Annotated in this window: 1 protein-coding gene; it reads left to right on the top strand. The window is 31.6% G+C overall.

Features of this window, described 5'->3' with window-relative positions; genetic code table 11:
- The first annotated feature begins 197 nt into the window (after positions 1-197).
- A complete protein-coding gene (locus JMX83_RS14915) occupies positions 198-1,094 on the top strand; it encodes a glycosyltransferase family 8 protein (protein ID WP_201603370.1) in 897 nt (298 codons plus the stop codon).
- Positions 1,095-1,160: the final 66 nt, after the last annotated feature.

Genomic DNA, 1,160 nt, shown 5'->3' with positions numbered 1-1,160 from the left:
TATGGTCATGCCATCAGCGATGCTAGAAAGTACCTGTTTGCGATAGTCTATTGAATAAGTCATTGTTTATTTCATTAATTAAGATTGTTATAAATATTGTATCGGTTTTATTTGGATTAGACTATATTAAGACTGAGGTTGATTAAAAAAGCCTAAGAGTAAATCAATTAACAATATATTGGGATAAGGTTCTACATATGATTAAGAACGATATTAGTATTCTAGGTGGACAAGTCAAGTGCATCATTAAAAAGCACCAAGAAACATCTCGTTATAAGAGTGCTGTTGTATTTTGTGTAGACGATGGATATTTATCATATGCACTATTTGCCGCACAGCAAATAATTTCTAAACATGAGAGCCGAAAGTTCGATGTCTGTATTTGTCTGCCAAATATCGCTAAAGTACCTGAATATTTTATAGATTTAGATATACGGTTTGTGGAAATTGAAATAACTGGAATAGACAGCCTTCCTGTAGATCATCTTTCACTAGCAGCATATAGTAGAGTGTTTTTACCTCAAGTTTTCAGTAATGATTACGATTATATAGTCTATTTAGATGCTGATGTCTATATAAGGCGACCATTTTTTAATGAATTAATGAAGGTTGTAGATGGTTTTGAAGAGAGTTTTTGTATTGCAGCAGCTCCAGATATCACTGAGCTTAACCGCCAGTCACGGACTAAAAATGGTATTACGCCATCGGTTTCTCAGTATTTAGAAACGTATCATGAAGCCAGCCACTTATATAGAAATTCTGGTGTTTTAGTATTTAATGTGCCTAACTGTATCAAAAATAATCTAATCGAAAAGATTTTTAATGTCGCTTTTGATACACAAGCTAATTTACGATGCCATGATCAATCTGCTATAAATTTAGCAATGAAAGGAAAGATGCCAGTGATTCCTTTTGAATATAATTGGCAGTTGCATGAAACTAATTATCGTTTAATTAATAAATTAAACCCTTATATCATTCATTTTATTAGTACAAATAAACCTTGGATAAGTAATTATGTGCATACTCAACCTTATATAGTGTATCAAATACAAAAGTGTTATAAGATAAAACATCTCAACAGATATACTTAATTATCATGACTTATTCACTAGACTATCGCAAACAAGTTCTTAAAAGCTTAGCAAATGGCATGACCT

Origin of the sequence: Psychrobacter piscatorii, assembly GCF_904846415.1 — a bacterium.
Lineage (GTDB): Bacteria > Pseudomonadota > Gammaproteobacteria > Pseudomonadales > Moraxellaceae > Psychrobacter > Psychrobacter piscatorii.
The sequence above is the reverse complement of the archived record's forward strand: the minus strand, read 5'-3'. Positions and strand labels throughout refer to the sequence as shown.

Excerpts from the sequence above, each read along its gene's own strand:
- JMX83_RS14915 (WP_201603370.1), top strand. The coding sequence starts at position 198 with ATGATTAAGAACGATATTAGTATTCTAGGTGGACAAGTCAAGTGCATC.